This is a genomic window from Bacillus sp. PK5-006, from assembly GCF_054161415.1.
On sequence record NZ_CP096414.1, the window covers coordinates 2,475,937 to 2,487,740 of the forward strand.

An 11,804-nucleotide genomic window follows, 5' to 3' on the forward strand; every position below is an offset into this window, starting at 1 on the left:
AAAGGGGGCTTTTTCATTAACGTAATAATTGAAGTACGTTTTGCGGCTGCTGGTTTGCTTGCGCTAACATTGCTTGAGATGCTTGAGAAAGAATGTTGTTCTTTGTGAACTCACTCATTTCTTTCGCCATGTCAACGTCACGAATACGAGACTCAGCAGCTGTTAAGTTTTCAGCAGAAGCACCAAGGTTATTGATTGTGTGCTCTAGACGGTTTTGGACTGCACCAAGAGCTGAACGCTGTTTAGATACAGCGCCGATTGCTACGTCGATTTTTGCTACTTCAGTGTCAAAGTTAAAGCCTTCTTCATTTACTTTAATATCTTTGACAGTCAGTGTTTCAGCGTCCATTTTACCAATCTTTACATTGATATTTTGCTCAATGTTCGCTCCAATTTGAAATTGGAATCCATCCTCAACAGTACCATCCAACAGTTGCTTTCCGTTAAATGCTGTACGCTGAGAAATACCATCAATTTCCTCAACCAAAGCATCGAGTTCTTCTTGAATAGCTGTTAAATCTTCTGTTTGTTGAGTACCCACGTTACCCGCTTGAACTGTCAATTCACGCATACGTTGAAGAATCGCATGTGTTTCAGTTAATGCACCCTCAGCTGTTTGAATAAGAGAAATACCATCTTGTGCGTTTTTAGACGCCATTTCTAATCCGCGGATTTGTCCACGCATTTTCTCAGAGATGGCAAGACCTGCTGCGTCATCTCCTGCACGGTTGATTCGAAGACCAGAAGAAAGCTTTTCCATGTTCTTTTGCCCTGCTCCATTGTTTGCAGACAAACGGTTTAATGTGTTAAGTGCTGCGATATTGTGGTTAATTCTCATGTTAAATGACCTCCGTGTGTTTGAACCAATTGGACGTCCTTATCCAAAAGTTCTAAATTAGAATTTTTTTGTAAGCCTTACAATCCATTTATCGAACTTAACTGGAATATGTTTAACAAAAAAGGAATAAATAAGGATAAAGTCTCATTAACTATGATCGTTTCGCTAGAGTATGCCAAAATTAAAGGTCATTTATCATGATTTAACAGAGGGATTTAAGAATCATAAGACTGAAGAAAATGTGAAGAAAAGAAGCATAAAAAAAAGCCCCATATAGGGGCCTGTCATTAACGTAGTAATTGAAGTACGTTTTGTGGCTGTTGGTTCGCTTGTGCAAGCATAGCTTGAGACGCTTGAGAAAGAATGTTGTTCTTAGTGAACTCACTCATTTCTTTCGCCATGTCAACGTCACGAATACGAGACTCAGCAGCTGTTAAGTTTTCAGAAGAAGCACTAAGGTTGTTGATTGTGTGCTCTAGACGGTTTTGTACTGCACCAAGTTTACCACGTTGAGCAGATACTTGGTTGATAGCAGCATCAACGATTTTCAATTGAGTATCAAAACCAACATCTGTTGCATCTGCTGCATTATCAGCAAATTTAGTTACATCAATATCTTTTACAGATTGATTAGCTAAGATTGTTCTTCCAGTTGTATCAGCTGGATCTTTAACTCCTAGTGCATCAGTGCTCATTTTTTCGATGTTCACTGAAATTTGTTGAGTTGCATTAGCACCGATTTGGAAAACTAAAGATTGCTCACCAGCAGCTGGTGCTGCAGGATCAGCAGGAGCTTTAAATGTACCATCTAACAATTTCTTACCGTTAAACTCTGTACGATTTGAGATACCATCTACTTCTTCTTGTAGAGCTTTAATCTCATCTTGAATAGATTGAAGATCAGTAGTTTTATCCTGTGTACCTGTGTTTCCAGCTTGAACAACTAGTTCACGAACACGTTGAAGGATTGAGTGAGTTTCAGTCAATGCACCTTCAGCTGTTTGGATAAGAGAGATACCGTCTTGTGCGTTTTTAGAAGCCATTTCTAATCCGCGGATTTGTCCACGCATTTTTTCAGAGATTGCTAGACCTGCTGCGTCATCTCCTGCACGGTTGATTTTAAGACCAGAAGAAAGTTTCTCCATGTTCTTTTGGCTCGCACCGTTGTTTGCAGACAAACGGTTTAATGTGTTAAGTGCTGCGATATTGTGGTTAATTCTCATTTCCTATTACCTCCATGTATGTGGGACCTGACAGACGTCCTTGTCTGAAAAAAGTCCTTTATTCTAGGGCTTATCAACCCTGACAATTCTATTATCGGATGTGTTTATAGGATGTTTAGCAGATTTTTAAAAAAATATCTTATTTTTTCATGACGTTAATCCTAATTTTAACAATTTTATCAAAATAAAAAGCTGCTGATCTCTTATCAGCAGCTTAACATTTATGAATTTCAGTATTGCTTGATATCAAACATTAAGATATTTTGGTACACCACATAATCCTTCTTACTTGTGAAAGGACCTTTATTGTGTTCATCATTGATTTCATAGAAGTTCATACCAATTCCAAAGCTTCTTTCTTTATACCAGTTAAGAAAATCGTTGATTTCTTTCATTGAAAGCAAATAATCCTTTTGCAGCCCGTTTATCATCGTAATTGAAAGTATGCCTTTTGCTGCTTCTTCACCAGGTTTTGTTCCGTCTTGATCCTTTGGTTCTTCAGTTGAACCATCACCTGGCTTTGTCCCATCCTGATCTTTCGGTTCTTCGCTTGTGCCATCACCTGGCTTTGTCCCATCCTGATCTTTTGGTTCTTCGCTTGTGCCATCACCTGGTTTTGTTCCGTCTTGATCTTTCGGTTCTTCGCTTGTGCCATCATCTGGTTTTGTTCCGTCTTGATCTTTCGGTTCTTCGCTTGTGCCATCATCTGGTTTTGTTTCATCCTGATCCTTTGACACTTTTTGCAGATTTTTTAATGGAATAGAGATAACAGATTTAAAATTGTTTTTGACAGAATAACTACCAATTGATTCAGCATAATCTCTTCCACCAATAACATATAATTGATCATCAGCAATAGCTGCCATAGATCCAACTCTTCCTTCAGGGATTTCATATAAAGAATCTTGGACTTGACTAGTTTTTGGATCAAATATCTGGACTTGTTTTAATAATTTACTCGATCTATCTCCAATTCTCTGACCACCAATCATAAATAATTTATGATTGTATGTCGCATATGCAGCTTCATAAGCAAAAGAATTTAATTGAATATCCTTTAAGCGTTGCCACTTCTCTAGCGTCATATCATATTCTAAAATATTTTTATCATTCGTTCGGCTAACATTAGCCTCACCACCAGCAATGTATAACTTTCCATTTATCTCTGCAATACTTCTCCCTTGACGAGAAGTTAATTGAGAATTATCTAAGCTTTCCCACTCTCCACTCACCGTATCATAGGAGTAAAAATTTACTTGAGAGCTTGATAAAGATGCCACTATATAAATTTTTTCTCCAACTGTAACTGCTCTTAAGGAACCATTTATATAGGATGTATATATAAATTTCTCAGGCATCTGAATCGGTTCTTCTGTCCATTGATCTAGTTCCGTATCATAAACATCGATGGTTTTGTGAACTGTTTTAGTTGTATCAGTAAGACCGCCAATAACATAGATTTTTTTACCTACTGTTGCGTAGGCAGCTCCTGTTCTTAATCTAGGCATACTTGCTTTTTCTGACCACAAATCAGTTTTAGGATCATACATATATGTCGAATTGTTGAATTTAGACTGCTGACTTGCCCCACCGAATACATATATTTTCCCCTCAACTACTCCTACACTTGCTCCGATACGCTCTTCCGGTAAGTCCGCTCGCTTCGTCCACCCATTTGTTTCAGCAGCATGAGCTTTTAACGGATGAATTGTGACCATCATAAAAATGGTCAAAAGCACTAAGAATAAACCTTTTTTCATCGTTTCTTTCCTCCATATTTAAATGTCCCTCCTTTTATCGACATATTTGTAATAACATTTAAATTTTACAATTGTGTCCCATAATAAATTCAGGATGCACACATTTCTATTAATATCTTTCTACATATATCAAATTTATCTGTATTTTTCTCTCTGAACATATCTTTCAATGAACGCAAATGAAGACCTCTCCGGCTTACTTTATCTTTTTTGAACAAAAAGCTTAAATTCTTAATTTGATAAAGCACATGAGTACCTCAAATGCAAAAAATATAATTTTACATCTTCTTCAATGGAACTTTAAAGGCTTCATTCTCATTCAATAAATCAATAAGTCATTCATTCAATCATTAAAATATATTGTGTGGTGAAGATATGTTCTAAGCATCACGTTTAATAATCGGTTCATCGCCATTCAGCTCAATCATAAGTGAGGATTGATTATATAATAAATTAATAATGCGGCGTGCCATTTCAGAGGGGGACGCATTGTAGTCATTTCTAATCCATTCAATGATAAAACCAAAGATGCCGTATGAACGATATTGGATAAAATAACTGTCGTTGATTTCTGCATACTGATCACTCACAAACGACATTCTATTTTGGAAGATGTATTGTATTTTCTTAAGCAATTGTTCTTGTATTTGCGGGATGCGGTCTTCCATAACTAATAAATCATAATAGTCGCGATTTTCGACGATATATTGAAATACATAGGTGCCCTCTGGTTTCATGCGAGTTAAGTCTAACAGGGGATTTTCACGAGTCGGCTTACAAAATTCATATTCGAAATCTTCCATTTCTCGATAAATAAAATCTGCTGCTAGTTCATCTTTACTTTCATAATGCACATAAAACGTCGTCCGATTATAGTTTGCATTTTCCACAATATCCTTTACTTTTACATGCGAATATCCTTTTTCTTTTACTAGTATTTTGAATGTATGCCGAAGTGTTTCTTTTGTTCGCTCAACACGGCGATCCTCTTTTTTGATCATTGGCCCCTCCTTTAGACACTTTTTAAAAAATGTTGATTAGAGATACATAAATTCCTGTGTGTTGAAAACCTATACAAAAAAGTTTTTTTGCTGATTGAAACGAAAAATCTTTCGTCCTACAATCAAATTAGTCATAAAGAAATGAATTTTTTGTGACATTTGATCTAACTTTATTAAATATTATACTATACAAAGTGAGGGCACATGATATGGAAATTCAAGCGATGGTCACAACAAATGAAAAAGATTTCGAGAAACAAACGTTATTACTAGATGACCCAAAAGCAGATGAAGTGCTTGTCAAAATTGTTGCATCTGGCGTCTGTCATACTGATGCGACAGTATTAGATGGAACGCTTCCTGTCCCACGTCCTGCTTTATTAGGACATGAAGGTTCTGGCATTGTAGTGAAAGCAGGTTCTAATGTCACAACCGTTCAAGAAGGAGACCACGTTGTACTAGGTTTCTCTTATTGTGGTCATTGTCATAATTGTTTAGATGGGAACGCAGGTGGATGTGAGAACATGATGCCTTTGAATTTCTCTGGTCGTAATAAGCATAATGAAACGCCACTTCATACACATGATCACCAAGATGTATCGCAATTTTTTGGTCAATCGTCATTTGGTACATATGCCACGGTTGATGAGAAAAATGTGGTGAAAGTAGACAAAGAAACCGATTTACGTTATTTAGGCCCATTCGGATGCGGCTTAATGACCGGGAGCGGTACTGTCTTAAATTCACTTGCTCCAGCACCAGGTACAAGCTTTGTAGTGTTCGGTACAGGTGCTGTTGGTTTAAGTGGGTTAATGGCAGCTAAAATCGCTGGCTGTGATCCGATTATTGCCGTTGATATTCATGATAGCCGCCTTGAGTTAGCAAAAGAATTAGGTGCAACACATATCATCAACAGTAAGCATGAGAATCCAGCTGAAAAAATTAAGGAAATAACAGAAGGCAAAGGTGCACATTACTCATTTGAAACAACTGGTGTACCAGAAGTCACTCTAGCTGCCCTTCATTGCTTGCGTGTCAAAGGGACTTGTGCAACAGTAGCAGTAGGAAAGCGTGATTTAACATTTAATGTAACAAATGACCTAATGATCAATGCCCTCACATTAAAAGGTGTGATAGAAGGGGATGCCGTTCCACAACTACTTATTCCTAAACTAGTGAAATTCTTTAAAAATGGACAATTCCCAGTTGAGAAACTAGCAAAATTCTACGAATTAGAAGACATTGAACAAGCCTTTGAAGATTCTAAAAATGGGTCTACGATTAAACCAATTCTTATTTTAGATAAAGAGTATCGTGCTTAAGTCGTGAAAGTTAGCCCCCTTGCCATGTAAAGGGGGCTAATCGAATTTTGCAGTCTGCTTAAATTGAGATCACACATACATCACCGGTGTCGATATTTTAATAATCTTCCCGCCGCGACGGTAAAATCTTGGGACGCGGCGGCTTAAGGTGGCGATGACTTCGTAGTTGATCGTATTGAGCATTTCGGCGATTTCATCGACAGAAATTTCTCCGCCCTTTTGACGGCCGTAAATAACAACTTCCTCGCCTTGCTTTGCTTTCATTTCTCCTAAACTGATCATGGTCATATCCATTGTGACTCGGCCAGCAATCGGCATTCGTTTTCCGCGGAAAAGCATAAATCCTCGATTGGATAAGGCACGTGAGTACCCATCTGCGTAACCGATCGGTATGGTCGCAATAACTTCATCAGGCTTTGCTACATAGGTTGCACCATAGCTGACGGTCCTTGGCTTTGTCACCATTTCTTTCACGAACGCAATTCTTGCTTTTAAACTGAGAGCGGGCTCTAGCTTAACAGCATCTAAACTCTCAATGTATTGCGAGGGGTACAGTCCATATAATCCGATGCCGAGCCGAATCATATCTGCGCTAAATTCAGGAAATGCGATGGCAGCCGCTGTATTGTTCATATGTACTGTCGGCAGTGTAATACCTTGTTTTTTTAAGAAACGAAGAAAATCAATAAAAATGCTGTGCTGCAGCAGTGTGAAATCAGGATCAGGCTCATCCGCAGTGGAAAAATGCGTAAATATTCCATCCCATCTCAGGTTTTCACTCTCTTCAAGCGCCTCCACCACCTCTAACAGCTCTTCCTTTGTCCGTACACCTAATCGTCCCATCCCTGTGTCAACATTGACATGAATCCCAAGGCGATGCTGACTTTCTTCTTCCGCTAAGATCTCATTTGCTTGAACAATCCAGCCTTCTCGAAGGCCGGAGAGGTCAATTCTCCAAGCTGCAGCCCTTTTCACACAGTCGAGAGGGGTAAATCCAAGGACCAGAATCGGTGCTTCAATTTTTGCTCTCCGCAATACAATGCCTTCTTCTAAGCTAGCAACTGCAAGCTCTGTCGCACCGCTTTCTAGTGCCTGCCGCGCAACCTCCACTGAACCGTGTCCATAAGCATTCGCCTTCACGACAGCCATGATCTTGCTTTTCCTTGGAATATGCGCTTGAATGGCTTCGATATTTCTTTTAATCGCGTCAAGATTGACCTCGATCCAGACTTCCCTGCAAAGCTTTTGCATGTATGTTTCCTCCAGTCATTTCGATATCAATGTTCGTTTTCGTATCTAGTCTATCTTTATTCATTTTTGAGAAAAACATTCAACCGCAATGATTGAACCAGCCTTGTCTTGATTGACATAAAAAAAGAAACCACCTCAAATGGTGATTTCTTCTTTATGAACAGGCATTTCATTAATCCGCAGATTTCATCATTGAATCAATTTCATGATAAAATTCCTCCAGATTTTCTCGTTCAGTCAAATATTCGGCGTCGCTCTTATGAACTGGCACATCAAATTGCAGGAAGGTGATCGTGATCGTTGATGATTCCTGATCATTCATAGTTAATCTTAATTCAAGTGTCGAGATCTCTTCATTATTATCACTCTCAGTAGATTGTTCAATCGGTACACCATCTTCTAACATGTCAACTTGTTTCAACTCTTTCAAGGAAAGCTCAGTGACTTCAAACCTGAATTTTCGAGATGAGCCGCCAGGTTGGTGTGTAATAAAGCGCATTACTTTTCGCTCATCATCAATCGCAAAGCCTTTATCAACATTTTGTGAAAAGATATATGTTGATGCCTGAAAACCGTCTTCTTGTAAAAGCATCATCATTTTATCTAATAATATGTTTGGATCATTCTTTTCTTTTTGTCTTTGTAATCTACCAGCTATGAATAAAATGACCATTCCCCCGATGATGCTGAGAGCCGTCCCCAACCCATTCCCTACATCTACGAAAACAGTAAAGCCTAAAATAGCAACAATATAAGCGATTACAATACCTATGATGAATACCACACCGAGCTCCTCCTGTCATGAATCTTCATTGTTATATTGGTTTAGCCATAGTATAGCATCTGGATTTTGATTGAAAAAAAAATCTACTATAGACTAAACAGATACTACATTCATTTCACTTTTTAAATAGAAAGGATTTTTATGATGAACCTCTACACGACAGACGAAATCATTGATGCTCTTTTTAAAGCATGGTCTTCTCAATCTAGCTCAAAATGGAGTAAAGACAACCCGGCAAACGGACAATGTGGCGTCACTTCTTTAGTCGTCCATGATCTTTTAGGCGGAAAAATAAACAAAACCGCATTACCCAACGGATGGCACTTTTACAACGTAGTGAATGGAAAAAGAATCGACTTTACTTCTTCACAATTCTCTGATGAAATCGTTTATATGGATGTACCTTCTAATCGAGAAGAAGCATTTGAAGATACGAATGATGATCAATATCGATATTTAAAGCAAGCAATCCTAGATCATTTAAATGCATGAGATAAACTTAATAAAAAGCCCTTAAGGGGCTTTTTATTTAAGCTGTATAACCGATACTTGCAGTATGACCTCTCCTAGCTTCATCATGACTTGCTGTCACTTCAGATGTAAAATAACCAACAATACTGATGACACTAATCATCACGAATACGACTGATAACGTTTTAAATTTCATACTGACAGTCCCCCCGTTTCACTTGAGTTTGGAAATAAAGAATCTTTTCATAGAAATGCATCGCATTGTCTTTATCTCCCATTTCATTATAATATTTTGCAGCATCTTTTGCTAAATCTTCAAGATCAGGATACATTGACTTTATTTCTAGCAATTCCATTATTTTTTCCAACTGCTCAAAATTGTTATCAACGTATAGTGACCTTAAAAATTTGAATATCAATAACAGCACATGATCTTTCAGCTTTTCAGATAGTTCTATTCCGTTATTTAAAGCATATATACCTAAATCCTGTTCTTTCTTTTTGAAGTAGGCTTTTGACAACATAATGAGCGGGTCTAAGATTCTATTTAAATGTTCGTATCCCTGTTCTCTAAATGCTCGAATTGAGTCATTAAAATGAATAATTGCTTGTGCTATTTCTTTATTATGAAAATAACTCAACCCTAAATTATAGAGTGCTGATCCTTTTAATCGTTTTGTTGAGTTGTCGGCGGCTTTTTCTAGTGCGTGTTGAAAATGGGGTATTGCTTTTTCGGGGCAGCCCATATCTATATAGTTTAATCCGATCACAAAAGAACATTGTATTTCTCTTACAGTGTATGTATCTTTTTCTCGATAACATTGTATCGCCTGTGCGATATGATGCATGGACATGTGGGTTTGTTTCATGTGGTAATAGATTTCAGCCATCTTGTAATTGAACTCAGCCCGTTCAATATCGTCACTGACAAGAGACAGCTTTTTTTCTGCCCGTTTATAGAAGGTAATCGCATTTAGGTATTCATAGTTTTCAAATTCATACATGCCGTAGAAAAAATTGAAGTAATACTCGAGTAATCCTGTTAATTTCTCTTGGTCCCTTTTGATCTTCATTGCGAGCTCCTTGAAGTTGGCCCGCTCTTTCCCATTTTCTAAAGGATTCAAGTAATCAAGCATTAATTTATGTCTGAACTCCATGAGTGAGAAATACAATAATAAATCTTGATTTTCTTCCATATGATCAAGCATTGATTTGATTTCCTCTTTATATGCTTCGGCGTCCGGTACGTTAAATCTTTGAATATGATAATACCATTCATTGATTTTCAAACCGACGTGAGAAGAAAGCAATTTCTCCATCAGCCCTTACCTCTTCCTCTATTTTCCCTATAATGACATATATTATCATTTTATGAACCATTCGACACCGAAAAGAAACCGCAAAAAGGCCCTATAAAGGGCCCTGTGAATGATAAGATAAAAAGACTTCTATTCATAAATAAGCACCCAGTATTCCGCCCCAGGTTCTCCTTCTTCTACAACAGCCTTCCAGCCTCTTTTTTGATAAAAAGATAAAGCTTTGTGATTTTCAGAGACGCATTTGAGGGTGACCGGTGTTCCCAAAACTTTTATCGCTTGTTTAAGCAGCAGATCGCCAGCCCCTTGACCAGCAGCTTCAGGATGTACAAACAAGAGATGAATAAAACGATCTGGTACATATAGAGAAATGAATCCAAGGATTTTATTGTTCTCCTCAGCTAAGAAAATTTGCTCTTCCTGCGTATCTTGATCAAAATCTTGCAGATTGAGTTCTTCTGGATTGAGCCAGTGAAAGGTCTGGCGCCGTGATTCTAAATAAATTTGCCTTAATTGTGGATAATCGATCGTTTTTGCTTCTCGAATGAGCAAGAGAATTCCCCCGTTTTTATTGAAATGTGAAGCAGCATTATTTAACTCGACACTTCTCCTGCTTTTCTACCAAGTTTCATTGATAACTGAACGCCAATCATTAACGAGACGATGACAAGCATCGCCACAATGGAAGCATAAAAATGTCCGCTTAGATCGAAAACCAAGCCAATGAAAAACGGACCGAATCCACCCACGATGTACCCGCCCATCTGCGACATCGCGGACCATGTTCCAGCTTCCTCCGGAGTACTAGTCTCCATAATCGGGAGCATAAGCGCTAAAGGAAATAATCCACCTGCACCCATACCTAGGAAAATGACGGCTGGCAAGATCGGCATTGGCAGAAGAAGAAAGATAAGTCCAATGAGTTCAGACAGACTGCATAAGATGAGAAATAATTTCGGTTTTCCTAATCGAGTAACGACCGCTGGAACGAGTAGTGCCACCGGTATCTGAATGAGTGTAAATATGGTCAATAGCATGGCAGCAAATTGCGGACTGTTTCCAAAGCTAAGAGCAATGGGTGAAATCCATGCCGTCAAAGAATAAAACATACTGGACATAAAACCAAAGAACAAGGTGAATTGAATGGCCTTTTTATTTCTCAGCGGCAATTTTAACGGCAAGGTTACATGATCACTCTGCTCATTTTTGCGAACTAAACCTATCCATAGAATAAGGGCAATCACCCCTAGGAGAGCCCAGCAGGACAAGGCAAACGTAAGGTGATGTTGACTGCGTAAATAAATTGGAATGGTAAAGCCGGAAGCGAGCGCTGCACCTATTGTCATCGAAATTGAATACACACTGACGATACCAGGATTTCTCGGGAAATATTTTTTAATAAAGCTAGACAATAAAGGACCCGCGAAGCTAATCCCTACCCCTCCTGCAAACGCAGTCATGAGAAGGATAGCAACCGATTGGCTTGTACCACGCAGTGCGGTGGCAATCGTGATAAGCAGAATTGAGAAAAACAGCGTTCTTTCTAAACCAAAACGCCGGCTGAGTATCGTCGCAACAGGAGCAAATATTCCCATACAAAGAACAGGCAAAGTGGTCAAAAGACTTGCTGTCAGTGCGTTTACGCCAAGCTCCGATTGGATCATGCTCATCATGGAAGCTACGGAAGTAATGATCGGACGTAAGTTTAATGCCGCTAAAAATAAAGCGGCTAAATAATATATTTTTTTCATTAATACCCTTCTTTCTCTCTCTCATCTTGTTAAGGTTACTTTGAGTATAAATCTGCTGCATTCATTGATCAATACAATAAATCGTAT

The 11,804-nt window shown here is 38.4% G+C and carries 12 protein-coding genes; 2 read left to right on the forward strand and 10 right to left on the reverse strand.

Going from position 1 to position 11,804, the window contains the following annotated elements:
- Positions 1 to 16: 16 nt before the first annotated feature.
- The 4 genes from hag (M1D84_RS12830) to M1D84_RS12845 form a co-directional block, all read right to left on the reverse strand.
- Positions 17 to 838 (reverse strand): flagellin Hag, encoded by an 822-nt coding sequence (gene hag, locus M1D84_RS12830; RefSeq protein ID WP_024424967.1) that lies wholly within the window; start codon positions 836 to 838, stop codon positions 17 to 19.
- Between the two features lie 287 nt (positions 839 to 1,125).
- The gene (hag, locus tag M1D84_RS12835; protein WP_024424968.1) at positions 1,126 to 2,061 is read right to left on the reverse strand and encodes a flagellin Hag; all 936 of its coding nucleotides are present in this window, start codon (positions 2,059 to 2,061) and stop codon (positions 1,126 to 1,128) included.
- Between the two features lie 230 nt (positions 2,062 to 2,291).
- Entirely contained in the window at positions 2,292 to 3,821 is a 1,530-nt protein-coding gene (locus tag M1D84_RS12840; protein ID WP_024424969.1) for a Kelch repeat-containing protein, read from the reverse strand.
- A 380-nt stretch (positions 3,822 to 4,201) separates the two neighbouring features.
- Positions 4,202 to 4,822, reverse strand: coding sequence for a TetR/AcrR family transcriptional regulator (locus tag M1D84_RS12845; RefSeq protein WP_283860024.1), 621 nt, complete (start codon positions 4,820 to 4,822; stop codon positions 4,202 to 4,204).
- A gap of 209 nt (positions 4,823 to 5,031) precedes the next feature.
- Between M1D84_RS12845 and M1D84_RS12850 the strand changes: the two genes are divergently transcribed.
- Positions 5,032 to 6,144 (forward strand): NAD(P)-dependent alcohol dehydrogenase, encoded by a 1,113-nt coding sequence (locus tag M1D84_RS12850; protein WP_122631213.1) that lies wholly within the window; start codon positions 5,032 to 5,034, stop codon positions 6,142 to 6,144.
- 69 nt (positions 6,145 to 6,213) lie between these two features.
- Here the strand turns inward: M1D84_RS12850 and alr are convergent, their stop codons facing one another.
- Both alr and M1D84_RS12860 read right to left on the reverse strand, forming a co-directional pair.
- Entirely contained in the window at positions 6,214 to 7,395 is a 1,182-nt protein-coding gene (gene alr / locus M1D84_RS12855; RefSeq protein ID WP_458106262.1) for an alanine racemase, read from the reverse strand.
- Positions 7,396 to 7,567: 172 nt separating this feature from the next.
- A complete protein-coding gene (locus M1D84_RS12860; RefSeq protein ID WP_122631211.1) occupies positions 7,568 to 8,179 on the reverse strand; it encodes a hypothetical protein in 612 nt (203 codons plus the stop codon).
- A 144-nt stretch (positions 8,180 to 8,323) separates the two neighbouring features.
- Between M1D84_RS12860 and M1D84_RS12865 the strand changes: the two genes are divergently transcribed.
- Complete coding sequence (locus tag M1D84_RS12865; protein WP_458106469.1) at positions 8,324 to 8,671, forward strand: YunG family protein; 348 nt, start codon at positions 8,324 to 8,326, stop codon at positions 8,669 to 8,671.
- Positions 8,672 to 8,708: 37 nt separating this feature from the next.
- Here the strand turns inward: M1D84_RS12865 and M1D84_RS12870 are convergent, their stop codons facing one another.
- From M1D84_RS12870 to M1D84_RS12885, 4 genes are all read right to left on the reverse strand, one after another.
- Entirely contained in the window at positions 8,709 to 8,846 is a 138-nt protein-coding gene (locus M1D84_RS12870) for an aspartate phosphatase (RefSeq protein WP_095408252.1), read from the reverse strand.
- On the reverse strand, positions 8,836 to 9,969 hold the full coding sequence (locus M1D84_RS12875; protein ID WP_172881747.1) for a Rap family tetratricopeptide repeat protein: 1,134 nt from the start codon (positions 9,967 to 9,969) through the stop codon (positions 8,836 to 8,838). The genes M1D84_RS12870 and M1D84_RS12875 overlap by 11 nt, the downstream gene beginning before the upstream one ends.
- Before the next feature lie 129 nt (positions 9,970 to 10,098).
- On the reverse strand, positions 10,099 to 10,518 hold the full coding sequence (locus M1D84_RS12880; protein WP_458106263.1) for an N-acetyltransferase family protein: 420 nt from the start codon (positions 10,516 to 10,518) through the stop codon (positions 10,099 to 10,101).
- Positions 10,519 to 10,559: 41 nt separating this feature from the next.
- The gene (locus M1D84_RS12885; protein WP_458106264.1) at positions 10,560 to 11,717 is read right to left on the reverse strand and encodes an MFS transporter; all 1,158 of its coding nucleotides are present in this window, start codon (positions 11,715 to 11,717) and stop codon (positions 10,560 to 10,562) included.
- Positions 11,718 to 11,804 lie beyond the last annotated feature (87 nt).